The 25,886-nt window shown below is 45.3% G+C and carries 20 protein-coding genes and 1 other RNA gene; 13 read left to right on the top strand and 8 right to left on the bottom strand.

The window, feature by feature from the left end:
- Nucleotides 1-44: 44 nt before the first annotated feature.
- Entirely contained in the window at nt 45-2,213 is a 2,169-nt protein-coding gene (locus tag ABYB02_RS03085) for a TonB-dependent receptor (protein ID WP_372760952.1), read from the top strand.
- An 88-nt stretch (nt 2,214-2,301) separates the two neighbouring features.
- Here ABYB02_RS03085 and ABYB02_RS03080 read toward each other — a convergent pair whose 3' ends face one another.
- Nucleotides 2,302-3,396, bottom strand: a complete 1,095-nt coding sequence (locus tag ABYB02_RS03080) for a Rieske 2Fe-2S domain-containing protein (RefSeq protein WP_372760950.1) — start codon at nt 3,394-3,396, stop codon at nt 2,302-2,304.
- Nucleotides 3,397-3,418: 22 nt separating this feature from the next.
- Nucleotides 3,419-4,819, bottom strand: a complete 1,401-nt coding sequence (locus tag ABYB02_RS03075; RefSeq protein ID WP_372760948.1) for a spinster family MFS transporter — start codon at nt 4,817-4,819, stop codon at nt 3,419-3,421.
- Nucleotides 4,820-4,973: 154 nt separating this feature from the next.
- Between ABYB02_RS03075 and ABYB02_RS03070 the strand changes: the two genes are divergently transcribed.
- The 7 genes from ABYB02_RS03070 (at nt 4,974) to ABYB02_RS03040 (ending at nt 13,594) form a co-directional block, all read left to right on the top strand.
- Complete coding sequence (locus tag ABYB02_RS03070) at nt 4,974-6,077, top strand: MBL fold metallo-hydrolase (RefSeq protein ID WP_372760946.1); 1,104 nt, start codon at nt 4,974-4,976, stop codon at nt 6,075-6,077.
- Nucleotides 6,074-7,768: a class I adenylate-forming enzyme family protein gene (locus tag ABYB02_RS03065; RefSeq protein ID WP_372760944.1), complete on the top strand. Its 1,695-nt coding sequence runs from the start codon at nt 6,074-6,076 to the stop codon at nt 7,766-7,768. The genes ABYB02_RS03070 and ABYB02_RS03065 overlap by 4 nt, the downstream gene beginning before the upstream one ends.
- A 79-nt stretch (nt 7,769-7,847) precedes the next feature.
- On the top strand, nt 7,848-9,572 hold the full coding sequence (locus ABYB02_RS03060; RefSeq protein WP_372760942.1) for an FAD-binding protein: 1,725 nt from the start codon (nt 7,848-7,850) through the stop codon (nt 9,570-9,572).
- 10 nt (nt 9,573-9,582) lie between these two features.
- Nucleotides 9,583-11,187, top strand: coding sequence for a FadD3 family acyl-CoA ligase (locus ABYB02_RS03055; RefSeq protein WP_372760940.1), 1,605 nt, complete (start codon nt 9,583-9,585; stop codon nt 11,185-11,187).
- A 30-nt stretch (nt 11,188-11,217) separates the two neighbouring features.
- The gene (locus ABYB02_RS03050) at nt 11,218-11,508 is read left to right on the top strand and encodes an acyl-CoA dehydrogenase family protein (protein ID WP_372760938.1); all 291 of its coding nucleotides are present in this window, start codon (nt 11,218-11,220) and stop codon (nt 11,506-11,508) included.
- Complete coding sequence (locus tag ABYB02_RS03045; RefSeq protein WP_372760936.1) at nt 11,444-12,376, top strand: acyl-CoA dehydrogenase family protein; 933 nt, start codon at nt 11,444-11,446, stop codon at nt 12,374-12,376. Before ABYB02_RS03050 ends, ABYB02_RS03045 begins: the two co-directional genes overlap by 65 nt.
- Before the next feature lie 24 nt (nt 12,377-12,400).
- Nucleotides 12,401-13,594 (top strand): acyl-CoA dehydrogenase family protein, encoded by a 1,194-nt coding sequence (locus ABYB02_RS03040; RefSeq protein WP_372760934.1) that lies wholly within the window; start codon nt 12,401-12,403, stop codon nt 13,592-13,594.
- 89 nt (nt 13,595-13,683) lie between these two features.
- Here the strand turns inward: ABYB02_RS03040 and ABYB02_RS03035 are convergent, their stop codons facing one another.
- From ABYB02_RS03035 to ABYB02_RS03025, 3 genes are all read right to left on the bottom strand, one after another.
- The gene (locus tag ABYB02_RS03035; protein WP_372760932.1) at nt 13,684-14,478 is read right to left on the bottom strand and encodes an SDR family oxidoreductase; all 795 of its coding nucleotides are present in this window, start codon (nt 14,476-14,478) and stop codon (nt 13,684-13,686) included.
- Between the two features lie 49 nt (nt 14,479-14,527).
- Nucleotides 14,528-15,733 carry an acetyl-CoA C-acyltransferase gene (locus tag ABYB02_RS03030; RefSeq protein WP_372760930.1) on the bottom strand — a complete coding sequence of 402 codons (1,206 nt, stop codon included), beginning with the start codon at nt 15,731-15,733 and terminating at the stop codon, nt 14,528-14,530.
- Between the two features lie 342 nt (nt 15,734-16,075).
- Nucleotides 16,076-16,666 (bottom strand): LuxR C-terminal-related transcriptional regulator, encoded by a 591-nt coding sequence (locus ABYB02_RS03025; protein ID WP_372760928.1) that lies wholly within the window; start codon nt 16,664-16,666, stop codon nt 16,076-16,078.
- A 410-nt stretch (nt 16,667-17,076) separates the two neighbouring features.
- Between ABYB02_RS03025 and ABYB02_RS03020 the strand changes: the two genes are divergently transcribed.
- Nucleotides 17,077-19,299 carry a TonB-dependent receptor gene (locus ABYB02_RS03020; protein WP_372760926.1) on the top strand — a complete coding sequence of 741 codons (2,223 nt, stop codon included), beginning with the start codon at nt 17,077-17,079 and terminating at the stop codon, nt 19,297-19,299.
- Nucleotides 19,300-19,385: 86 nt separating this feature from the next.
- Here ABYB02_RS03020 and ABYB02_RS03015 read toward each other — a convergent pair whose 3' ends face one another.
- Complete coding sequence (locus ABYB02_RS03015; RefSeq protein ID WP_372760924.1) at nt 19,386-19,751, bottom strand: hypothetical protein; 366 nt, start codon at nt 19,749-19,751, stop codon at nt 19,386-19,388.
- A 51-nt stretch (nt 19,752-19,802) separates the two neighbouring features.
- On the opposite strand from ABYB02_RS03015, the gene ABYB02_RS03010 reads away from it, so the two are divergent.
- Nucleotides 19,803-20,345 carry a GNAT family N-acetyltransferase gene (locus tag ABYB02_RS03010; protein ID WP_372760922.1) on the top strand — a complete coding sequence of 181 codons (543 nt, stop codon included), beginning with the start codon at nt 19,803-19,805 and terminating at the stop codon, nt 20,343-20,345.
- Nucleotides 20,346-20,426: 81 nt separating this feature from the next.
- Complete coding sequence (ggt, locus tag ABYB02_RS03005; protein WP_372760920.1) at nt 20,427-22,100, top strand: gamma-glutamyltransferase; 1,674 nt, start codon at nt 20,427-20,429, stop codon at nt 22,098-22,100.
- Between the two features lie 45 nt (nt 22,101-22,145).
- On the opposite strand, the gene ABYB02_RS03000 is transcribed toward ggt, so the two are convergent.
- Both ABYB02_RS03000 and ABYB02_RS02995 read right to left on the bottom strand, forming a co-directional pair.
- A complete protein-coding gene (locus tag ABYB02_RS03000; RefSeq protein ID WP_372760918.1) occupies nt 22,146-23,348 on the bottom strand; it encodes an aromatic amino acid transport family protein in 1,203 nt (400 codons plus the stop codon).
- A gap of 278 nt (nt 23,349-23,626) precedes the next feature.
- Nucleotides 23,627-24,505, bottom strand: coding sequence for an OmpA family protein (locus tag ABYB02_RS02995; RefSeq protein ID WP_372760916.1), 879 nt, complete (start codon nt 24,503-24,505; stop codon nt 23,627-23,629).
- 206 nt (nt 24,506-24,711) lie between these two features.
- Here ABYB02_RS02995 and rnt point away from each other — a divergent pair, with 206 nt between their 5' ends.
- Nucleotides 24,712-25,401 carry a ribonuclease T gene (rnt, locus tag ABYB02_RS02990; RefSeq protein ID WP_372760914.1) on the top strand — a complete coding sequence of 230 codons (690 nt, stop codon included), beginning with the start codon at nt 24,712-24,714 and terminating at the stop codon, nt 25,399-25,401.
- 161 nt (nt 25,402-25,562) lie between these two features.
- Nucleotides 25,563-25,886, top strand: a transfer-messenger RNA (tmRNA) gene (gene ssrA, locus ABYB02_RS02985); the annotation flags it as partial.

The following is a 25,886-nucleotide window of genomic DNA, read 5'->3' as shown; positions in this document are numbered from 1 at the left end:
TTAGTTATTGTGACGCGCGTGTCATTTAAAACAAGGATCAGACCGTGAATATAAATAAAAAACCACTCCATGCAGCCATTGCGTTAGCCCTAATTAGCATGGCAAATACGGCTGCCGCAGCCCAAGCACCCAGCGCGAAAAAGGAAGGCTTGGAAGTGATCCAAGTCACCGCGCAAAAACGAGTGCAAAACTTACAAGAGTTACCGACCGCAGTAACGGTGTTTAACTCGCAGGCACTGGCCGATAAAGGCATTACCGATGTTGAAGATCTCAGTGTGTATACCCCGAATATGCAAATTTCAGAAACCCCAGGTGGCAGTACCGGTGCGACCATTGCTATTCGTGGCTCGGTTACAATTAATCCTGCGGTGACCTGGGAGCCCACAACCGGCGTGTATGTCGACGGCGTCTTTGTATCCAAAAATGTGGGGGGCTTATTTGATGTCGCCGCGATTGACCGCGTTGAGGTATTACGCGGCCCACAAGGAACATTGTATGGAAAAAACACCATTGGTGGTGCGCTTAACATAGTGACCCGTAAGCCCAGCGGCGAGTTTACTGGCGAAGTACGCCTTGGCACGGGTAATTATGGCTTAAAAGATTTTTATGTGACGGCAGACTCGGCACAAATTAACGATAAACTGAGTTTTAACTTTACCGCCAATAAAAAACAGCGCGACGGTTTTTACGATAACCTGGCTGTCAACTCAGAAATTAGCAAATTTAAAGAGCTTGATTCCACCTCATTGCGCTTTGGTGCTTTGTATGAATACAGTGATAACTTAGAGTTTTACTATACCTACGACAGCAGCGATAAAAATAATACCCCGCCATTAGGGCAAGTGTATGTTGCCGCGGTGATGCCCGAAGACACCAAACATCGCCAAGAAAGTGGCGCGTTGGATGGCGCGATTTATGACCGTTCAAAAAGCTCCGGTCACGCGTTAACCATAAGCTGGCAACAAAGTAATAACTTAACCATTAAGTCAATTACCGCTGTGCGTGAAATAGACTACAACGATGGCAACGACTATGACGGTGCTGACTTTTTAGGCTTTCACACTTACCGCCATGTAGATCATCAGCAACTGTCACAAGAGCTACAGTTTATTGGTGATAGTGATAATTTAACTTACGTTGCGGGGTTGTTTTATTTTAAAGAAGAGTCCGATGTTAATAACCCGTATGTGTTGGGTTTTGGTACGGTAAATAACTATTATGGAGTTGAGTCTACCTCAGTGGCCGCTTATGGTAATGTAGAATACCGCCTGAGTGATAAGCTAATGCTTGCGGGGGGGCTGCGCTGGACTACCGAAGAAAAGTCGTTTTATATAGAGCATCCCGATGATTTTAGCTTTGCCTATTTTTTCCCGCTGCCATACACCACCGCCAGTGATACCTGGAATAACACCTCGGCCATGGCATCGCTTAATTATGAACTAGCCGATAATATTCACAGTTATGTAAAAGTGTCACAAGGGTGGAAAGCCGGGGGCTTTAATGGTGAAGCGGCCACACAAGCCTTAGCAGTAAAACCCTATGCCCCTGAAGAAGTAATTGCCTATGAATGGGGGCTTAAATCGCGCTGGTTAGAGCAACGTATTCAAGCCAATATTGCGGTGTTTTATAACGACATTACCAATATGCAAATGTCGGAATACCTAGGGGCGTACTCAGATATTCAAAACGCCGGTGCGGCAAAAGTAGCTGGTTTAGAGTTTGAATTGGTGGCGGCATTAAGCGACGATTTAACGCTGAACTTTAACTATGGTTTGTTAGATCCTAAGTACGATAAGTTTATTACGTACGATGTGTACACTGGGGAGGCGAACGATGTCACCAATAGCGCGGAATTTCCCTACAGCCCAAAAAATAAATGGTCGTTAGGACTCAATTATATTAGCGATACAGCGCTTGGCGAGTTTAGCGCTGGCGCCGATTACAGCTTTGTAGATGACCACTTTGCGTTTCATAATCAACCGTCAGCGCAATATACCCGTATTGAAAAATACAATTTACTGAATGCCCGTGTGTCTTTAAAAAGAATCGCTGGTAGCGACTTTAGTGCCTCGATTTGGGGTAAAAATATTACCGATGAAGAATACCGCATCAATGGTGTGCCGCTGGGTGATGCCTCTGGAGTGTTTATTGGTGGTTTAAATTACTATGGCGATCCGGTAACGTATGGCGCAGAAATAAGCTACGCATTTTAATAACGCGTACAACTAAAAAGAGCCGCACCTTATTAAGTTGCGGCTCTTTTTGTAGTTATAATTTAGCTAAAAATCATTTGTAACTAAATTAGTCTTGGCTGTACGCTACCGTGCCTTTAGGTACATACACGCCGTTTACCTTGCTTTGGAACTCTTCTTTACGCGCTCTTGGGTTAAAGAACTGCTTATACCAAATACGCGCCTTCATGAACGGGCCGTCACTGGGTAAAAACAAGCCGTTAAAACACGGCGCTTTATTGGTCCACACTTGGAAGTCTTGCATAAAGGCAAACTTACTGGCGTCTTGGAATTGACGCGCAGCCACTTCATCTTCTATGGTCGCAACCTCGTTACCACCTGGAGACTTCACTAATAACGCATGCCAAACCCGTATCGAGCCATCTTCTACTGGGGTGTGAGTGATCATTAAATAAGACTCGTAATACCCAGTTAAGTGTGAAATTAATACACCTGGACCGTGGTATTTAGTAATTGTGTGCAATACTGGGCTTGCTCCATCTTCGCCGACTAAAGTACGGTGTGGACCACATTGACGCTGAATCGCTTCATGGCCCGCAAATTCATTTTCGTAACGCTGCACGGTGGAGCCGTGAATAGGGGCTAAATGGCTATAGTCACAAATGTTATCAATCACTTCTTGTGGATGTTGCTCAAGAATACCTAAATCGTCAAAGCGCCATTGTACCCAAGACTTATCATCCCATTGCGGCAAACTTGGGTGATCCCACTCAGGATCGCCATTTTCAGGGTCGTGCCATATCCAAATTGCGCCCATGCTTTCGGCCACCGGCCAGGCTTTAATACAGGCTGTTTTTGGAATAGGGCCGTCGTGGTAAGGAATATCATCACATTGGCCATCAGGGCCAAAGCGCCATGCATGATAAGGACAACGAATACTGTCGCCTTCAATGTTAGTACCCCCGCCATCAATAATAACGTAAGAGGTGTCATTATCGGCGGCTAAATGCGTTTTCATATGTGGGCAATAGGCATCAAGTAACACCACGCGACCTGTTGCTCTACCACGATAAAGAGCAAAATCGCGACCAAAAAATCGCACGGCTAGCGGCTTGTGAGTATTGATCTCCTCGGCCGTGGCTATCATGAACCAACCTCGTGGGAATGTAAAATCGCCGAGGCGATAATCTTGTGTAGTGGCCATAAGTCGTCTTCCTTTTTTATATTTAGCTAGTAGATGTATTTGCGTTTTTATCAAAGCTGCAATCTACGTTGTTAGAAAAAGATTGCGCTGTTTTATCATTGTCACTGACTTTACTCGTGATACGTTGCTGATAAGGGCCTATGGCTTTGTAATAAAACCATACAGATATCAGTGATAGCGTAATCATTACCGCGATGGCCGGCTTAAGCCCTTCACCTGCGTCAGCAACTGAAAATAAATCACTTAAAGTACCGGTCAGCATAGGACCCACTCCCGCCCCAAAGAAGGTTAAAAATAAACTGAGCATGGCAATGCTGGTGGCGCGTTGAAAGCTGTTTACTAAGTGGCTCACAGCTGCGAAAGCGAGGGTAGGCCACCAACTATTAAAGAAACTAAAGCCAGCTGCAAATACAATGGCATGCGGTATTTTAAGGCTGCCTAATAGCCAAACAGACTCTGCCGGCCAGAGTAAAAAAGCAAGCCCAAATGGAATGCTAATAAATACTCCAAGTGCCGGCATACGTAACTGCCAACGGCTATCTTTTTGACTGAGTTTATCGCAGTAATAACCACTAAACATTGAGCCTGCCGCTGCAAATACGCCACTGGCGATACCAAAGGTAAGCCCGGCGTGTGAAAGCGACATGCCATAATTTCGTACCATAAAAGTAGGCGCCCAAATGGCATAGCCATAACCAACCATGCCTGCAATGGCTGTGCCCATACATACAAGCAAGAAACCTTTTATTTTTATTATGTCGCGTACCGCTAAAAAGAATTTTTCCTGTGGTTGGGCACGAATATTACGTTCCACTTCAGTATCGTAAACTCCTAGTCCTGGGTCTCTAGCAAACAGATAAAGTAGTAATGCCAGTAACATCCCAGGAATGCCAAAAAAGATAAATACCGCACGCCAGCCGTGCTCTTGTGCTATCCAGCCGCCTAAGGCCATTGCGGCCAATAAGCCAATATGCGGACCGAGCATATATAAGCTAATAGCAAATGAACGGCGATGAGGCGGGTATAAGTCAGAGACCATAGAAATAGACGGTGATGTGCCACCGGCTTCACCAATGGCTACGGTCATTCGTGCAACCACAAACTGCCAAAATTGGGTAACAACACCACTGGCCATAGTGGCAAGGCTCCACAGCCCACAGCACACTGCAATAATGTTTTTACGGTCGGTGCCCCTGTCTGCCATACGACTAATTGGAAAGCTCATTGCCGAATATAAAACAGCAAACGCTAAGCCGCTCACGGCGCCCATAACCGTATCCGATACGCCAAACTCTTGCTTAATTGGCTCAATAACAATAGCAATAAGGTTACGATCGATATACGAAAAAACGTAGATAATAGAAAGCAATAATAGCGTCAGACGAGTCCGACCTGCGCTTAATGAACTTTGACCTACTTGCATTTATTGCACTCTCTTTTTGATGTTGTTTTAGCCTACCTTAACTTTGCTAATATTTTCAGCATCGTCCTTTTGGACGTATTACATAATTGCTAAATGGCTTCTTATTAAGCTAAGGAAAAAATATACGCGCTGCTCACTTACTTTTGGAGAGATAATGAAATCGATGATTTTAGCCAAACAATCGCAAGGCCATCAGCAGCATCGCCTGTTAGAGTATCCACTAACCCCACCAAAGGCCGATGGCTCGGTAGTGCAAGTTGCTGAAGGACTATTATGGCTTCGTATGCCAATGCCGATGTCGCTGGATCATATCAATCTTTATTTACTCGAAGATCATGATGGTTGGTACATAGTTGATACCGGGCTGAATAACGATATAACACAGCAGCTATGGTTAACAGTAATAAAACAATATTGTAACAATAAAGCTGTAAAAGGGGTGATTTGCACCCATTTTCACTATGACCATAGCAGCTTAGCAAGTTGGTTAATGGCCACCTTTAATGTGCCGCTGTATATGACGCATGGTGAGTTTTATACGCTAAAAACCTTAAGCAATAATGCCGCCGCGTTAGGCGGTGACAATCAATTAGATTTTTATCACCGAGCTGGATTACCGCGCGAAGAGCTAGAGGTAATTATAAAAATTTGCCGCAACGATCCGTTTATAAAATTTAGCCCGCCGTCATTTAATCGCTTGCGCGAAGGGGATGTGCTCAGCATTGGTAAGCGCCGCTGGCAAATAATTATCGGAGAGGGGCATTCTCCTGAACATGCCTGTTTGTATTGCGCCGCTGATAAACTGTTAATAGCAGGCGATCAAGTCTTGCCGCATATTAGCTCCAACGTGTTAGTGTCTGAATTAGAGCCGCAAGGACAGCCGTTAAAAAACTGGTTGCGTTCACTGGAAAAACTCCAAACCCTTGATCCAGACACCTTAGTATTACCCGCCCATGGCCCGGTATTTCGCCACCTGCAGTTGCGCACCCAACAGTTGCTTGAGCATCATTGCCAGCAGCTCGATATATTAAGAGCGTTTGCACAACGCGGCGCAGAATTTAATGCTTATCAGGCAATGAAACAGTTATTTAAGCGCTCACTTTCGCCGATAGACAGCATGATGGCGCTGGGCGAAACCTTAGCGCATTTGAACTGGTTAGAAAGTAACAACGAATTACTCTGTCAGCGTAAAACTGACTCAGGGGTTAATTGTTATTCAGCTAGCCGTAGCCCACTCACAGCTGAGAATACATTATGAGTTTATTTAATTTAGTGAAGACAACTCAAGCACAGTTAATGGCGCCAGGTGCACCGTTTGAAATAACGCAACAACAAATTAATGGACAAAGTTATCAGTTGTATTGCAACGCCCCTGTTAATTTAGCGCAGGTTATTAATGATGCACGGCGCGCCGATGAGCAAATATTTTTAGTGTATCAACAACAGCGTTACAGTTATAAGCAGTTTTTTCAGCTGGTTGATAATGTTGCCAGCTACTTACAGCAACATGGCATAAAGCAAGGTGACCGTGTTGCCATTGCCATGCGCAACCGCCCAGAGTGGGTTATCGCTTTTTGTGCCATAGCGCTCATTGGAGCAGTACCTGCACCATTAAATAGCTTTGGCATGCAGCAAGAGTTGCACAGTGCACTCAATACCATCGCGCCTAAATTATTAATTTGTGATGGCCCACGCTGGCAACGCATTAACCAAGACAATGCCTGGCAGGGCGAAAGCTTAGTGCTTAACGATGCGGCTGTAGATTTTACGCAGTCAGCTGCCGCAACAGACTTTTCACGGGCGCTTAATCAGCAAGCCAAACCCATTGAGCCACCCAATATAAATGCCACCGATGCGGCTTTAGTGCTGTTTACCTCCGGCGCGACCAGTGTTGCTAAGGCGGTCGAATCAAGCCATATAGCGGTGTGTCAGGCGCTGTATAACATTGACTTTATAAGTGCGATATCGGCCATGACCTCACCGCAAGCATTAGCGCTGATCATGGAAAAAGGCTTGCTACCGACCATTTTAACGGCAGTGCCGTTATTTCATGTTAGTGGTTTGCATGCGCAGCTATTGTCGGCATTACGCGGTGGACGCCGTTTAGTGTTTACTCATAAGTGGGACCCGCTAGAGGCAATAGAACTGATTAAAAAAGAGCAAGTAACACAGTTTAATGGTGCGCCCTCTATGGTGATGCAGTTATTACGCGAGCCAAGCTTTCATAGTGATGAGGTGATGGCTTCTTTTAGCGGCTTAGGCTTTGGCGGCGCAGGGTTACCGGCAAATTTAATTGACCAAGCACTAACCAGCTTACCCCAGCAAATGATAGGTATTGGCTTTGGTATGACCGAAACCAATGGCGTGGGGGCGGCAGCTTCGGGCGACTTATTTCGTCATCAGCCAAAAAGCTCTGGGCTTATTTCGCCCATAATGCAAGTGCGCATTTGTGCCGCCGATGGCCAGTCGCTACCCACTAATAGCGTAGGCGAAGTCTGTATGCGCGGTATTACTATTATGGATCAGTATGTTGGCGACCCCGCCGCGACCCGCGATACGATCCGAGCCGGCTGGCTACATACCGGCGATTTAGGCTATATCGATGATGCGGGCTTTTTGTTTATTGTTGACCGCATTAAAGATGTGATTAACCGCGCCGGTGAAAATATTCCGGCTGCAGAAGTTGAATCGTGCTTATTGGATCATAGCAGCGTGGCAGAAGTGGCGGTATTTGGCATCCCAGATGAAGAAACCGGTGAAGCCGTGGTTGCAGTGGTGTGCCCTTTAGATGGGGAGCCGGTAACCGAAGCTGAGCTGCTTGCCCACGTCGCACAGCGATTGGCTAAATATAAAGTACCGCAAAAAATTCACCTTATGGCCGATAAGTTGCCTCGTAATCCAGCCGGTAAGCTCTTAAGAAACAAATTAAAAACAAAACTTTATCAATAAATGATAGTTGCCGCTAATAAAGCTAATAAAGCGCAGCGTAGTCATGAGTGCATAAAAATAATTTAACAGGAGAAGGTAGATGACCACAGCCAATGATATTGAAAAGAATTACGATGTAATTGTTGTCGGGTCGGGCGCAGGCGCAATGACGGCTGCGTTGTTTGCCGCCGATCAGGAGAACTCAGTCGTTATTGTTGAAAAAAGCGATAAATACGGCGGCACCTCGGCAATATCAGGAGGTGGGATCTGGATCCCCAATAACGATGAGTTTCGTGCGCTGGGCGGTAAGGACAGTTATGACGCTGCACTGAGTTATATTAAAGCGGCCAGCCAAGGCAGCGTTGCTGAACCCCGTATTCGTGCCTACTTAGATAATGCGCCGAAAATGCTGCGAGAATTGCAAGCCAATAGCCGCGTAAAATTTGCCGTTGCCGATAAATACCCTGATTACTACCAGCACCTCGAAGGCTCTTTACCGGGCGGGCGCAGTATGGATCCGGAATTATTTGATACCACAGGGTTAGGCGATGAAATGGATAACCAAATGCCGGCTGCTGGAAATGCTCTGCTTATGGGTAAAATGTCGTGGACTGCACGTCAAGCCCACAAGGTAGTGGCTAAAGAGCGCGGTTGGATGCTGATGATGATTGGCATCATGTTACGTTACAAGTTCGACTTTAAACAACGTAAAAAAGGGCGCCGAGATCGCAGAGCCGGGCTGGGCGCTAGTTTGGTCGCCGCACTGCGCCATTCATTATGCGATCGCAATATTCCCCTGTGGCGTAACACTGAATTTACCGATTTTGTTATTGATAACGATAAAGTTTGCGGTATTAAAGTGCTGCGTGATGGCAAAGAGCTTACCTTACATGCTCGCCATGGCGTGATTATGGGCAGCGGCGGCTTTGAGCAAAATCAAGCACTGCGCGATAAGTATTTACCCGCACCTACGCAACAAAGTTGGAGTGCGACGCCTAAAGGTGGCAACACCGGGGCGGCATTAGAAGCCGGGCAAAAAATAGGTGCTGCCACCGATTTACTCGATTGGTGCTGGTGGACGCCCACCTTAAAGGTGCCCAAAGAGCAGAACGCACGTGGTTTATTTGCCGAACGTGCTTTTCCTGGAGCCATAGTGGTAGATGGCGCAGGGCAACGCTTTTTTAATGAAGCGGCTCCGTATTTAGAGTTTGGTGATGCGATGTACCGTAATCATCAAAAAATGGGCAATTCTATTCCGGCGTGGGTGGTGTTTGATGGTCATTTTCGCCATGAATATGCCATGGGACCATTAATGCCGGGCAAAATTATGCCCGATAGCAGAGCGCCTAAAGCGTGGTTGGGCTCGGTGTATTTTAAAGCAGATAGCTTAGCCGAGTTGGCAACATTAATTAATGTGGATGCGGCCGGATTAGCGCAAACAGTTGAAAAAATAAACCACTACGCTGCCACCGGCGTTGATGAAGACTTTGACCGTGGCGGTAATGTGTTTGACCGTTACTACGGTGACCCCAAAGTAACGCCGAATCCTTGTTTAGCTCCGCTGACAACAGGCCCGTATTACGCGTTAAAAATTCACCCGGGTGATATTGGCACCAAAGGGGGCTTACTGACCAACGAGCATGCTCAAGTGGTGCGTCCATCGGGCGAGCCGATTGCAGGGCTTTATGCCATTGGTAATAGCTCATCATCAGTCATGGGCACCAGTTACCCAGGTGCGGGGGCAACCATAGGGCCGGCGATGACCTTTGGTTATGTGGCGGCAAACCATATTAGTGCTAATCGTGCTACCCAGAATAATGACTAGAGAATTGCATATGATCACCAATAACACCGTAGAGCCCGCTATCAGCAGTGCAGTAGATAGCATTCCTAAATTAGTGTTTGCTGCAGCTAAACGCTATGGGGAGTTGGCTGCCATTGAAGATGGCGAATTACAAATAAGTTATCAAGCGTTACCCACGGCAAGTTTAAATGTCAGCCGTGCCTTAATTGCATCGGGTATTAAGCCGGGCGATCGCGTGGCTATTTGGGGGGCTAATTCAGCGCGCTGGGTACTGGCGGCAATTGGTCTGCAAATGGCCGGTGCGGTATTAGTGCCGATAAATACCCGCATGAAAGCGGTAGAGGCGGCAGAAATTATTAATCGCAGCGGCGCAAAATTACTGTTTAGTGTGGGCGATTTTCTTAACTGTGATTACCCTGGCGAATTAGCAAAGTTATTTACTGCGCAGCAGCTGTCGATTGTGACCTTAACCCCACGCCAAGGGCAAGCCCTTGAGCTATGCTGTGACTGGCAACACTTTTTAGCACGAAAAGACACAGTAGATGAGCGCAGTGCCCGTGAAATAGCCCAGAGTATTGGCGCAGATAACGTATCTGATCTGATGTTTACTTCCGGCACCACCGGCAAACCCAAAGGGGTGATGAGCCGCCATGGGGCCATTATTCAAGCCTTTAGCGTGTTTGTAAATACCTTAGGTATCGTCCCGGGGGATCGCTATTTAGTGGTCAATCCATTTTTTCATGCCTTTGGCTACAAAGCCGGTTGGGTGAGTTGTTTATTAGCGGGGGCAACCATTTTACCGCAAGCGGTATTTGATGCCGATGCAGTACTTGCCCGTATTAGCAAAGACAAAGTCACGGTATTACCTGGGCCACCTACCTTGTATTTATCATTACTGTCGCATCCAAGGTTGAGTGAGGCCAATTTAAGCAGTTTACGGATTGCCGTGACCGGCGCTGCAACCGTGCCGCCTATTTTAATTGAGCGGATGCGCGAACTGCTGGGCTTCAAAGTCGTGACTACGGCGTACGGGTTAACTGAGTGCGGTGGTTTGGCCAGTATTTGTGATACCGACACCGACGTTAATACCATTGCCAGCAGCAGTGGCCGTGCTATTGCTGGCACCGAAATAGCCATTATGTCTGAGCAGGGCGATATTCTCGGTGCAAATAAAACCGGGGAAATTTGTATTCGTGGTTTTCATGTTATGAAAGGCTATTTTGAGCAACCCCAAGCCACCGCCGAAGCGATTGATCAAGATCATTGGCTGCACACCGGCGATGTGGGTCACTTAGATGAGCAGGGCTATGTAACGATTACTGGTAGGCTCAAAGACATGTACATTTCCGGTGGCTTTAATTGCTATCCGGCCGAAATAGAAGCGGTGCTTATAGAGCACCCAGCGATTGCACAAGCGGCCGTGGTGGGCGTAAAAGATGAGCGTATGGGCGAGGTAGGCTGCGCCTTTATTACGTTAAGAGCGGCGGCGGCCCTTGATGAGCCAACACTTATCAGTTGGTGCCGAGAACGCATGGCTAATTACCGTGTTCCCAGACAAATTAAAGTCATTGACGTAATGCCAGTAAATGCTTCAAACAAAGTGGTTAAAGCTGAGCTGATCAAGCATTTCTTGTAACCATAAACGAGTGTAGGAAGGAGCAAAAATTTGGAATTTTCATTTACCGAAGAACAAAAAATGATCCGCGATACGGCACAAGCCTTCTTAGCCGAAGTGTCGTCATCGCCTGCCATACGCAGCGCGATGGACACAGAGCAAGGCTTTGATCCTCAAGTATGGCAACGTATTTGCGAAGAAATGTATTGGCAGGCAATTCATATACCCGAAGAGTATGGCGGCATGGGCCTAGGCTATGTTGATTTAGTGGTGATGCTTGAGCAAATGGGGCGTTACTTATTATGTTCGCCGTTTTTTTTCAACGGTGTGTTTAGCCACTAATGCATTAATCATTGCCGGCAATGATGCGCAAAAACAGCACTATTTAACGCAAATATGTGAAGGTCGCTTAACGGCAACATTGGCTTACACCGGTAACAATGGCCAATGGGATGCTACAGCAGTGCAAGGGGTTGCAACAGAGCAAGGCGATGACTATGTGCTTAATGGCACTTACCGTTATGTACTTGACGGCCATACAGCGCAATTACTGATTGTAGCCGCACGCAGTGAGGGCAGTCGCGGTGAGCAAGGAATTAGCTTATTTGCCATTGACGCTGACACCGCGGGAGTAACGCGCAGTTGGTTACCAACCATGGATCAAACGCGTAAGCAGGCCGAAATTGTGTTTGATAATGTGCGTGTTAGTCGCAGCCAATTAATGGGCGAGGCACACACCGCTTGGCCACACCTTAATAAAGTGTTACAGCTTGCCACGGTAGCGATTGCCGCCGAGCAAGTGGGGGGCTCACAACAAGTATTAGATTTAACCGTTGAGTACAGCAAAGAGCGCGTGCAGTTTGGCCGGCCCATTGCGGGCTTTCAAGCAGTTAAACACCAAGCCGCCGATATGATGTTGCGCACCGAAGTGGCCCGCTCTGCTGCGTATTATGCCGCATGTGTGGCAGATGAAGCGCTCAGCGATGGCGTGTTAGCGGGGGAGTTAAGCGAAGCGGCCAGCGTCGCCAAAGCATACTGCTCAGAGGGTTACTTTAAAAACGCGGCAACGGCACTGCAGCTGCATGGCGGGGTTGGTTTTACGTGGGAATATGACGTGCACTTATATTTTAAGCGAGCCAAGTCGTCTGAGTTATTGTTCGGTGATGCAGCGTATCACCGTGAGCACGTTGCAACGCTGTTATTAGATTAACCGGCTACTAAAAAAGGACAACAGATGAAATTAAGTTTTAGTGCTGAAGATGAAAAGTTTCGCGCCGAAGTTGCACTTTGGCTCCGTGAAAACCTGGTGGGAGAATTTGCGCAACTGAAGTTTCGTGGCGGCCCAGGGGATGAACATATGTTTCCGTTGCAGCGCAAAAAGTGGGAGCAAAAACTCGCGCAAGGCGGTTGGACCTGTATTGGCTGGCCAAAAGAGTACGGCGGTCGCGGCTGCTCGATTGAACAGCAAGTTATTTTTAATGAAGAATATGCGCGGGCCGGCGCGCCAGGGCGAGTGGGCCATATAGGTGAAGGGCTCGCAGGCCCTACGTTAATTGCATTTGGTAGCGAAGCGCAAAAACAAAAGTACTTACCGGGTATTGCTGCGGGTACCGATTTATGGTGTCAAGGGTATTCAGAGCCCGGCGCAGGCTCTGATCTAGCCAATGTTAATACTAAGGCGCATTTTGATGAGGCCAAAGGTAAGTGGATTATTAGTGGGCAAAAAGTATGGACTTCGCTTGCACATGAATCAGAATACATCTTTGTGATTGCCCGTACCAATCCAAATTCTAGCGCCCACAAGGGGTTAGGTTTTTTCTTAATGAAAATGGATCAGCCCGGCATTGAAGTGCGTGGCATCAAACAGCTCACCGGCACTGCAGAGTTTAATGAAGTGTTTTTTGATGCTGCAGAGTGTGATGCCGACGACATTGTCGGTCAACCCGGTGAAGGGTGGGCGATTGCCATGGGCTTGCTTAATTTTGAGCGCGGTGTGTCGACCTTAGGGCAACAAATGCAGTTTCAAAATGAGCTTAATCAAATAATTGATATTGCCAAAGCCAATGGTAAACACCAAAACCCAACGATTCGCCAGCGCATTGCCGATGCGCATATCGGGCTGAAAATAATGCGTTATAACAGTATGCGAATGCTGTCGGATAACGGCGAGGGGGGCTTACAAAAAGAAGCGTTGATCTACAAGTTATACTGGGCTACCTGGCACCGTGACTTAGGAGAGTTGGCAATGGATGTATTGGGCCCCGAAGCCGAAATACTGGAGTCAGCCCCTTATACGTTAACCCGTTTGCAGGCTATGTATTTGTTTGTACGCTCAGATACCATTTACGGCGGCACCAACGAGATACAGCGTAATATTATTGCCGAGCGTGGCTTAGGTATGCCGAAAGAGCCAAAAATAACCGCATAACACAGCTAGTCTCATCGCGATTGTTAATCTAAGCCCGCTTATTAAGCGGGCTTTTCATGAGGGGTAAATTAAGGGTAAATAAGGGGAAGTTAAAATTGACTGCGTGGCATAGGCATAGGGGCATCGGTGAGGCCACCGTTAACGCCAAAAATTTCACCGGTAATGTAACTGGCTGCAGGCGAGGCTAAAAACAGTGCGCAAGCTGCAACATCTTCAGGCTGGCCTAAACGGTTCATTGGCGTACGGCTAACTATGGCATGCTCTACTTCATCATTCATCACGCCTTTTAGCGCATCGGTAAGGGTAGAGCCCACACTAATTGCATTGACGCGTATTTTAGGAGCAAAATCTTGTGCCAAATTTAACGTCATAAAGTTTAATGCCGCTTTGGCAATGCCATAGCTAATAAACCCCGGCTGCGCTAATTCTCCCGCCACCGACGAAATATTAACAATACTGCCTTGGCCGCTGGTTTTTACCATCTGCGGCGCACTAATACGCGATAAGTCAAACGCGGTAGCGGTATTAAGCCTAAAGCAGTTTTCTAACTCTGCCGCAGTGCTGGTTAAGGTGGGTTTTATGGCACCGGAGCCGCCGACATTATTGACTAAAATATCGAGACGGCCAAAATGCGCAATCGTTTTATCAACCAAAGACTGACGATGTTGCTCATCGAGTACATCGCAGGCGACGACCAATGCGCGTTTGCCACGTTGGCGTATTTGCTCTGCGGTGTGTTCAATGTCGGCTGCGGTTCTGGCTGTGACGACAATATCGGCACCGGCATCGGCCAGTGCCAGCGCAATAGCCGCACCAATGCCGCGCCCAGAGCCGGTCACAATGGCGACTTGGCCATCGAGGCGAAACTTATCGAGTATAGACATTAAAATTTCCTTGTATAAATGATACCAAACGCTTAAACGCTACCTTGCCTTATAGGCACACTTCAAATAAACCCGCCGCGCCCATGCCGCCGCCAATACACATACTGACCACTACGTATTTAACACCGCGACGTTTACCTTCAATCAGGGCATGCCCGACCATACGTGCACCACTCATACCAAAGGGGTGACCAATGGCAATCGCGCCGCCATTCACGTTCAGTTTATTGTTATCGATGCCGAGGTAGTCGCGCGAATAAATAAGCTGACAGGCAAACGCTTCGTTAATTTCCCATAAACCAATATCATCTATTGATAAACCATGTTGTTTTAACAGCTTAGGAATAGCATACACAGGGCCAATGCCCATTTCGTCGGGTTCACAACCGGCCACAGCCATGCCACGAAATACCCCCATTGGGGCTAAGCCTTTTTGCGCTGCGAGTTGCGCGTCCATCACCACACACGCCGATGCGCCGTCAGATAGCTGGCTGGCATTACCGGCGGTAATAAATTCACCTTGTGAAATAACGCCACCATCTTTCCACACCGGCGCTAAACTTTGTAGGCTTTCAAGGGTTGTAGAAGGGCGATTACCTTCATCTTTAGCGAGCAACACCTCTTCAAAAGTGACTTCTTTGGTGTCGCGATTAAATACCGATTTAGTGGATGCCATAGGTACAATTTCATCATCAAATAAGCCATTTTGCTGTGCAGTTGCAATACGTTGCTGCGATTGCAGGCTGTATTCATCTTGCGCTAAACGTGAAATATTATAGCGCTTAGCAACTACTTCAGCCGTTTCGATCATCTGCATATACGCATGCTCAGAATGCGACAGCACTTTTTTAGAGATATTACGGTAGGTATTTTTATGCTTGTTTTGCACCATAGAAATAGACTCAACACCGCCGGCCACCACGGTACTCATACTGCCAAGCATAATATTTTGCGCCGCAAAGCCAATGCTCATTAAGCCCGACGAACACTGACGATCGAGCGTCATTCCAGGCACACTATTAGGCAAACCTGCAGCGGTAGCGGTTAAACGCCCTAGGTTATAGCCTTGCGTGCCTTGCTGTGCGGCACAACCAATAATTACATCATCAACTTCAGCGCCATCAATACCTGCACGCTTCACGGCTTGCTCCACTGCATGACCTGACAATGCGGGCGCTTCGGTATCGTTAAAGGCACCACGAAAGGCTTTGCCCATGGGAGTTCTGGCGGTAGAGACTATAACTGCTTCACGCATGATTGTTCCTTTTTTAATTGAAGTGCAGGGCACTTATCGGGTTAATTGTTGGCATAGTCTCAATGCAAAATCGCTTGCAAAACGTGCTGTTGTCAGCCACTACTTAGTCGCGAATTGAGTACCTTTTGCTGCAAAAAGAGGATATGCCTTAACCACATTAACGCCTATTGCGCTGCAGTCAGCATCGACCATTTGAGGTAGGAAAGTAACAGGCAATGAAATGTCTGTGCGAACTCTATAAACATTTCATGGTTGAACACGCGTGTTTAACACGTTGAGAAAGTTGTAATCAAACAATTTTCAGCAGAGGAAGTTGAAATCTTTATGCCAAGATTAGACTAATTAGCTATTAATTTTACTTAAATTATTTTTGCACCACTCTAGGGCTTGCTGTTTATTTTTCACTGCAATTTTTTGATACACTTTGTGTAAATGTACTCTTACCGTGGCTTCGCTGATAAAGAGCTTGTCGGCTATAGCACTTGAATGCAGCCCTGAACATAGCAGGTTTAATACTTTAATTTCTTTACAGGTTAAATTATTTGATTGCAGGGTGGTTTGCTGCTCGCTGGCCAGTATTTGTTTCATCCAAGTGTCAGTAACTGCACGGGGAAACCACAGCTCACCTTGGTCTATCGCTTCAAGTCCTTGATGAAAAAGGGTGTCGTCTGTGCCTTCATAAAATAGCCCTTTTAAGTTAGGCCACTCTTTTAGTGGAATAACATCACTATCTTTTGGTACATCAAATATAACTAGGCTTTTATGCCCATTTTTCAGCATAAATTGATGAACAAGCTCAAAATTAGTGATGGCATTCAGTGCTTGATAGTTTACCAGCAGTATATTTTGTTGTTTAGTAATGCCGAACAGTGACGTATATTCAGGAGAATTGAAAGGTGCCAGAGGCTCTTTCGTTGCGTAATGTATAGTCATAAATCTTACCCACATAACTAAATGCTAATGGTATTAATTTGTTAGCATGAAGAGTTAAATACGTCCATGTGGCTTGAACTTATATATTTTGAATCTTTTAATTGTAGTTGATGCAATAATATTAGTTGGAATATTTATTAAAAGTATTTAGTAATAATTAAACAAAGCAGCTGTTTAGTTATATTTAGCAACAGGTTGCAACAAATATAAACATTGTTAGAGTGCTGAAAAAATAGCATAAGCAGCAATTTTTTTGTAATTATTTTAGAAAATGATACATATTGCTCAATTTATATCATATAATTTACATCCAGAGGAAAGGTGCTACAACGCATCTTTTTTTATGCCTACAGTTTATATTTTGATAAAAATATAACGCATAATTAAATCAACACCTTTGGAGACTATTTTTGAAATTACGCAACCTCTCACAGTTAAGCTTAGCAATCCTTGGCGCACTTAGCACTGCAGCCTATGCAGAAGAAACAAAAACAACCGCAAAGCAAGACGCGTTCGAAAAAATTGAAGTAACCGCTCGTAAACGCACAGAAAGTTTATTTGAATCTCCAACGGCTATCACGTCAATAGGCGCTAACCTAATTGATAAAGCCAATATGAGTAATTTAGAAGATATTGGCAAATATGTCCCTAACTTAAACATTACCCGTTATGGGGTGGGTAACGCAGCCCATGCTTCGGTATTTATTCGTGGTATTGGTTTGCAAGACCACATTATTACTACCGACCCTGGTGTGGGTGTATACCTCGATGGGGTTTACCTTGGTCGCCAAATGGGCTCTAACTTATCATTACCTAATGTTGAGCGTGTTGAAGTATTACGTGGTCCACAAGGCACTTTATATGGGCGTAACACCTTAGGTGGTGCGGTTAATGTTATTACCAAGCAACCGGGCGATGAGGGTATTATTACCACTTCCGCTAAAATGGGTAGCCGTGGCCGTATTGCTGGCGATATATACTTTAATAACTCATTAACTGATGATGTAAGCATGTCGGCAAGCGCATCATATAAGCAGCGCGACGGTGTGGGTACGGCGGTTAATTTAACCAATCCAGAAAAAGAAATTGGTGAAGAACAAGAGTTTAGCGGCCGTGTTGCACTTAAATGGCAAGCAAACAGTGACTTGGCATTTACTTTTTCTTTAGACGGCGTGGATAATGAATCGGGCCAGTCGCCTTATACCATTGAGCTTACCGCGCCACTGGATCCAAATAATGAGTTTAATGGTGATTTCCCATTATTAACACCAGACTTAATTCCGGAAAACCCTGATGATTTAGGGACCACGGTTGCTGGTATTGAATCGACCTCTTACTCAGGCTGGGGCACCTCACTAACGGCTGATTGGGCAATAAACGATACCTATACGACTAAGTTTATTTCAAGCTACCGCACCTCTGAATACGAAGGCGGATTAGATGATGATGCATCACCGCTTAACTTATCGGAGTTCCCTGAGAACGGTGGCGCCGATCAGTACTCATTTGAGCTGCAATTAAATGCCACGTACGACAATATGGACTTTGTTTCGGGTTTATACTTCTTTAATGAAGATGGCTTTACCCACTCAAGCCCGTTTGTCTTTAGCCCATTTAATACCCCTAATGGCAAATTAAATGATGGCGAGACCGATTCATTTGGTGGTTATGGCATGTTCGAAATCAATCAAGAAACCAACTCGTATGCCGCATACTTTAATGCCAGCTACGATTTAACCGATGATTTAAGCATTGGCGGTGGTCTGCGTTACTCAAAAGATAAAAAAGAGGCGAATGCTATCTTCCCAACGTTTGCTGGGGTTAAATATGTGTCAGCAGACTTTGATGCTGTGACGTGGGATATCAATACATCATACCAGCTTAGTAACAATATGAATGTGTATGCGCAAATTCAAAAAGGCTATCAAACAGGTGGTTTCCCACCGCGTCCATTTGGTGGCCCTGATCAGTTTGTTTCTTTTGATGAAACCAAAGCGGTTAACTACGAAATGGGCTTAAAAGGCCAAATACACGACAATGTATCTATGATGTTGGCTGTATTTGTTACCGATTACACCGATTTGGCATTACCATTCTCTGATCCAACATCGGGTGGCGGCTTTGTAACGATTGTAGAAAATGCCGGTCAATCTAAAGCACAAGGTATTGAGCTTGAAACAACCGTTGCTATTACCGACGACTTTACTATTCGCAGCGCAGTGGGTTACTTAGACTCAGAAATTACCGAAGTAGACGAAGGCGTACAAGGCATTGGTAAAGGTGACTCACCTGCTCTTACGCCACGTTGGACTGTGATGATTGCCCCTTCTTACTTTATGGATTTAAGTAATGGCGGCACCGTAGCGCTGAATGCAAATTACTCATACCGCAGTGAAATGCAAGGTCAGTCTGTTTACAACCAAAGTGAAACGATTGATTCTCGTGAGTTAGTTGGCTTTAATATTTCGTACACTAACCCGTACGGCGATATGGAAATTACCCTGTATGGTGAAAACGTCTTAAACGAAGTATACGATGTAGGTCGTTTACAACAAACGGGATTTGTTGGCGTGATGCGCAGTAATGACCGCAGTGAATTTGGCTTGAAATTCAAAAAAGATTTTGAACTGTAACTGCTATCACGAAGAGAGTTAACACAAAAAAGGTAAGCCGCGGCTTACCTTTTTTATTGGTTTTGAGCTAATACAACAGAGCTTAATTAACCTTCGTTAAGATCTTCACGTGCTTGCTCGATTTCTGCAGCGATTTCACGCGCTTTTTGCTTAGTTTTATCAGTTAGTTCACCAGCGGCTTCTTTACTTTTTATCCATGCATCAACAGCCACTTCTTTGCCGTTATCGTACATGTCTAGGCCCATCGCTTTACTTTGCTGCAGTAACTCATTAAGTGACTCGTCGTGTTTAATTTCATGGGTTGTTTCTTTTACTTTTTCCCAAGCATTATCGAGCTCTTGCTTAACTTGTGCACCGGCATCTTTAGCTTCTGCTTTTACTTCTTTAGCATCTTCACATGCGGTTAATGTAATTAAAGTGCCTAATAATGCTAAACCTGCTAATTTATTCATCTGTCTCTTCCATCTGAAAAATAAAAATCAATACTATTATAAGTAACGAAAATGAACATACCCGTAACAAAACGATTAAATTTTAAATTAATGACTCAACATGATTGGCCAAAACTGTATGAGCTCGACCAAGACCCCGCTGTAATGCACTATTTAACGCGAGGCGTGCCAAGCACCTTAGAGCAAATAAAAGATGTCAGTGTGCCGCGCATGCTTGCTTATCGAAACGAGGAAAAGGGCTGGGGGCTTTGGCAAGTTACACAAACACACACGAATACGTTTATTGGCTGGGTGTTAGTTAGGCCTATGCAGTTTTTTAGTGATACCCCTAACTTTACCGATATTGAAATAGGCTGGCGCTTTAAACAAGCTAGTTGGGGACAGGGGTATGCCAGTGAGGCCGCGCAGGCAATTTGCTTAGCGCTTGAAAAGCAACCGCACGTCAAGGTTATTAGTGCCAAAGCTGTGGTAGATAATACCGCCTCCATTAAGGTGATGAAAAAGCTAGGGATGAAGCTCATTAAACATTACAGCGAATGGGATGAATATGGCGAGTTGCCCAGCGTATTGTACGCAAAAAGGCTTATAAAATAATATCTTTTAAAGTTTGACCATAGCTAAAGCACTATGCATTAATAGCATATAAATTTAATTATAATAAATGAAGGATGCACTATGGGCCTGTTTTTTTCGCGTAGTAAAATAATGATCAGCAGCGTATTAATAATACAGCTAAGTATATTTAGTGTTGCCGCTAAACCTACCTCGCACAGCGCCGTCGCTATGCCAGATACGTTTAGTGCCCACGCTGCGAAACGTATATTAGAGCAAGGTGGCAACGCGGTTGATGCGGCAATAACCGCGCAGTTTGTGCTGGCGGTCACCTTACCTGAGGCGGGTAACATTGGCGGCGGTGGTTTTATGTTAATTCATAAAGACGGCCAAGGCGATTTTATCGATTACCGAGAAACAGCACCTAGTGCAGCCCACAAAGACATGTATTTGAACGAGCAGGGCGAGGTGATAGCCAATAAGTCAATTTATGGTATTCACGCCAGTGGTGTGCCAGGTAGCGTTGCGGGTATGTGGCTGGCACATAAAAAGCATGGCACTTTACCTTGGAAAACACTGCTGCAGCCAGCTGTGACACTTGCTGAGCAGGGCTTTGTGGTGCCGCCTAAATTAGCGCAGCAAGTAACTAACTATATTAATTTGTTGCAAAAAGAGCAAATTAAGGTCAATTTTTCCGATTACTTTGCAGCGGTAACCGCTGATCAAGTGTTTAAGCAACCAGAACTTGCGGCTACTTTAAAGCGTATTCGCGATCAGGGGCAAGCCGGCTTTTATCAGGGCGAAACGGCAGCAATTATTAGCACGTTTATGCTGCAGCATGGCGGCATCATTACCGAAGACGATTTAAAAAATTACACGGCTAAATCCCGTCAACCAATAAAAGCCAATTGGAATGGCTACCAAGTTTTAACCTCGCCGCCACCAAGCTCAGGCGGGATTGCTATATTACAATGGCTTAATATGTACCAATTGCTCAAGCCTTCGACACCAATCGCACATAACTCCACAGCCTATATTCATTTGCTAGCTGAAATAGGTAAACGGGTTTTTGCTGATAGAGCCGAGTACTTAGGTGATCCTGACTTTTTTAATGTGCCTGTAAAAGCGCTTACCGATATTAATTACCTTAAAGAGCGCAGCGAAACTATTTCGTTAACGGCTATTTCTAACAGTGAAGCGATAAAACCTGGCTTAAAAGAAAGTGAACAAACTACGCATTTTTCAATTGTCGATAGCCAAGGGAATGCGGTGGCTAATACCACCACCATAAATTTACCGTTTGGCAGTGGTGTGGTGGTTGAGGGCGCTGGCTTTATTTTAAATGATGAAATGGATGATTTTAGTGCCAAACCTGGGGTGATGAATGTATTTGGTGCGGTGGGCGGTAAAGCCAACGAAATTCAACCGCATAAGCGCATGCTGAGCTCCATGACACCGACCATTTTACTCAAAGACAATAAAGTAAAAATGGTTACGGGCTCACCTGGCGGCACCACAATTATAAGCTCAGTGTATCAGTCTATTTTAAATGCCGTGGAATTTAACATGAGCGCAGCACAGGTTGTTAATAGCCCGCGTTTTCACCATCAATTATGGCCAAAAAATGTTATTAGAATTCACCCAGGCATCGCCAGCAGTGTAACCGCCGCACTGTTAAAAATGGGCTACACAATTGATCAGCGCCATTTTGGCGACATGCATGTGATTATTAACCAAGACGGTAAATTAGATGCAGCCTCAGAACAGACCGGGCGCGGACAAGCCATGGTATTTTAGCTCCGCTATAACAAACCCCGAGCGGTGAGCGCGGGGTTATTAATATTAGCCGATGGCGGGGATCAATCCCGCCATTTGTAAGCCTTGAGCACTAATAATAGTGAGTCCACACAGTGCAGCAACGGCTAAACCAATATTACCACTGCGTACTCTATACGCTGTTTTATCGGTGCTTTGACGCTGTTTATACACCATAGCAACGGGTAAAAACACCGCCAGTATCACTAACGCTATTGCCGCGTAACCTAATGCCATAATAAACCCTTGCGGGTAAAATACCGCAAACCCCAGCGGGGGAATAAAGGTAATTAACGCTGTTTTTATGCGGTCGGTTTTAGTGTCTGCCTTTTTAAAGGTATCGGCAAAAAAGTCAAACAACCCCAAACTCACCCCTAAAAATGACGTTGCTAGGGCTAAATCGGCAAATAATTTTACCGCCGTGGCCACTTGTGGGTTGTGCGCTATACTGGCCATGCTGGCAACAAAACCACCCAAGCCATTACTACTGAGTAAATCAGATTGGCTCATAACACCTTGGCTTAATAACTGCCAAAAAATGTAAATCACTAATGGCAATGTTGCACCAGCAATCATAACCTTGCGCAGTGTTTTTATTTCAAGCCCAACATATTTTACAATAGAAGGGATCGAGCCATGAAAACCAAATGAGGTGAATACCACAGGGATAGCCGAGAGAATTAACCCTTGCTCTACCGGCATTTCCAGTAAGTGCGTACCATGTACATAGGGCGTGAGCATATAAAACAAGCTGGTTAATACTAGCAACTTAATGCTAAATAACACCCTGTTTAGCTTATCTACTTTACTAGTGCCCAGCGTGACCACACCGGCAATTAATACCGCAAGAATAATAGACCCTAGTTGCGGTGCAATGCTGAGGTTAAAGCCGCTATTAATGCGTTCTTGAAGTTGTGCGCCGCCCCCAGCTATATACGCGGCGCAAAGCGCGTAAAATAAAAACATCACCGAAAAATTTGCCACGTATTGGCCGCGCTTGCCAAGCCACAGTTTCGCTAACGTATTGAGGGTTGCATCGCGAGGGGCATACTGATGCAGTTCAAGCATTAGTAATGCGGTGTAAGTCATTAATAACCAACACCCTAAAATTAATGCCAGCGCAGTACTAAATCCTAGTCCTGCAGACGCGATGGGTAAAGCAAGCATACCGGCACCGATAGTGGTACCTGCAACAATTAACATGCTACCTATTGTTTTATTTTTAAGCACTTAATAATCCTGTAAATCGTGAGAGCTACGCAAGATATAACTAGTTCAACAAAACTTAAATAGTTTTGTCATAAAAGAGCCAAATTAAAGTGTAATCTTCTATTTACAACTGTAATTTAATTGCCTAAATGTGAAATTAATGAGACATAAAAATGAAGGCAATATCACGAGAAATTAATGCCTGGTTAGTTGGTTAAAAGCACCCAAGCCCAGTACTGAGCTTTGCTGCGCAAAATTAAAGCACTAAACTAGCGCTTATTTGTGTGTTTAGTGGGGGGTTACATTTTCGCGATTTGAATAATTAAGCGGCGGTTTTTATTACGCCCTAAAATATTATCGTTGCTGTCTACAAAGCGTTTTTCACCAAATCCCTCGGTGTATACCTTGGCCTCGTCGACCCCTAAGCTGAGCATATAGTCTTTAATGGCTTTTGCCCGCGTTCTCGATAAATCTAAGTTATTCCAACGTCCGCCATAGCTGTCGGTGTACGCTGCAATGTTAATTGATTCAATGCTAGGATCGTTTTTCAAATATTCGGCAATTTTGTCTAAACGTTGTTGCGACGACTTAGTTAATTTTCCGCTGTTGGGCTGGTAGTTCATCACCGTAAACGAAATATCTTCAAAACTATACGGCAGTAGCTCATCACGGCACTGTAAAAAAGCCCAATAAGCCTGTTTAAAGTTAATGCTCGACATGCCTACGGCAATTTTATCGGCACTATTTTGCCAGTCTTGATAATAAAAAGTAGGTTGGTAGCCTTTTTCAAGCTCGGTGAGCATTTCCCACGCGGTTGAGTTGCCCAGTTCGCCATCAAATTGCTTGAGCAGCTTCATTGAGGCAATGTCCCGAGCCGGCGCGCCCGCACGCCAAGCCGGTGGCACCGCTTTTAAACCGGCAATCGCGTAATTATCGGGGCGCACCACCATGTCTAAATTAAACGTCAGGTTTTTATTTTTACTGGCATAAACGTTAAATACGGCGGCGCCATAATAAGGCACCTCATGATTTAACTGACATTGTAAGCGTGTTGTTTTAACAACCTGCCAAGTAGAGTTGTCGTGATCGGCTGTATAGTGACGCACAGCCGCAGCAGCGGTATAGCTGCAAAGTGCAGTGGTCAGTGCCAAGCTAATAAATAACAACTTAAACTTCATTAAATGTTCTCCAGTAAATCAATATTGCCAATAATTTGACAACGTGCCGCGTGAGCAACCACCCCAGCCAGGCTTGGTTGCGGCGTTAATTATAAAGCAAATTACGTGCCTATAGTTTTAGCACTAATTATTCAACAAACCCCCTAGCCGACAGGCCCCGAATTTTGACATAATAGCGGGCTTATACTTACAAACCAAGAAACCTAATGGCAAATACTGAGCAAACACTTTTCGCACAACGCTTTCGCGGCTTTTTTCCTGTAGTTATTGATGTTGAAACGGGCGGCTTTAATAAAGAAACCGATGCTTTATTAGAGATTGCCGCTTCAATTTTAAAAATGGATGACGAAGGATTGCTTAGCATAGATCACACTTTGCATTTTCATATTGAGCCGTTTGCAGGGGCTAATATCGAACCTGCGGCAATTGAGTTTAATGGCATAGATCCGTTTTCTGCGCTACGTGGGGCGGTAACCGAAGAACACGCGATAAAAGAAATTTGTAAAGCGGTGCGTAAGGCGCAAAAAGCAGCTGGCTGTCAACGCTCTGTCGTTGTTGCGCATAATGCCGCGTTTGATCATGGTTTTTTAAATGCAGCCATTGAACGCAATAATATTAAACGCACGCCGTTTCACCCCTTTGTTAGCTTTGATACCACTTCATTAGCTGGGCTTGCTTTAGGCCAAACTGTGTTAGCCAAGGCATGTCGCGCTGCGGGAATTGAATTTGATAATAGCCAAGCACATTCAGCGCTTTACGACACCGAACGCACTGCAGAGCTGTATTGTTTAATCGTAAATCGTTGGCAGCAATTAGGGGGCTGGCCGCTCGCCGCAACAGACGACGCCGACAACGAAGCGCAAGATGATGAAAACAATAGTGAAGAGCAAAACTAAAAGGTTTTTTTGTTGCTAAATAACAGCGCATACTAGCTAGTTGTATGTTTAGTGGCCAAAAAGCAGTAGAGAAACAAAATAACCCGTAATGCACCTTGAGTATCGGCGCATTACTCGGTTATACTAACCGTACGCTCTGAATGAGTTATGAAACAAATTCAGGGGCTGATTAGGATTCGACGGAATTCAAGAAGCCCAAGGTGCATGTCGAGGTGCGGTTTGCCTCGTAAAAAAGCCGCAATTTAAAGTAATCGCAAACGACGATAACTACTCTCTAGCAGCTTAGGCTAGCTAGCGCTCCTTCTATGTATTCTTGTGGACTAGATTTTGGAGTGTCACCCTAACACCTGATCGCGATGGAAACCCTGGCCGGGGTTGAAGCGTTAAAACTAAGCGGCCTCGCCTTTATTTACCGTGTTTGTCCGGGACTTAAAGGTTAATTAAATGACAATACTAAGCATGTAGTACCGACGGTCGAGGCTTTT

It is taken from the genome of Pseudoalteromonas sp. (assembly GCF_041613455.1).
In the GTDB taxonomy this organism is placed as follows: domain Bacteria; phylum Pseudomonadota; class Gammaproteobacteria; order Enterobacterales; family Alteromonadaceae; genus Pseudoalteromonas.
This window is presented reverse-complemented; position numbering and strand designations above follow the sequence as displayed.